This is a genomic window from Rhodococcus sp. 1163, assembly GCF_002091985.1.
Classification (GTDB): domain Bacteria; phylum Actinomycetota; class Actinomycetes; order Mycobacteriales; family Mycobacteriaceae; genus Rhodococcoides.
Genome location: NZ_MKKX01000001.1, coordinates 1 through 216, shown reverse-complemented (window position 1 = coordinate 216; position 216 = coordinate 1). Strand labels below are relative to the sequence as shown.

General features: G+C 61.6%; 1 protein-coding gene. It reads left to right on the top strand.

Features of this window, described 5'->3' with window-relative positions:
• A partial coding sequence (locus tag BJD99_RS00005; protein WP_143541969.1) for a DDE-type integrase/transposase/recombinase occupies positions 1-216 on the top strand: 216 nt, incomplete at both ends.

Sequence of the window (216 nt, the reverse complement as noted above, 5' to 3'; positions counted from 1 at the left end):
GTCGATGATCGACGAACACACCAGACTGTCGGTGCTCAACATCGTGGAGCGCTCGATCACCGCGCAGCGGCTGACCGAGGAGTTGGGTAAGGCGTTCGCGCTGTGGGGAGGGCCGCCTCAAGTGTTGCGAATGGACAACGGGCCGGAGTTCATTTCCTCTGTGCTGCAACAGTTCTGCCGGGACAGGATCGGTATCTCGTACATCCCGCCGGGCAC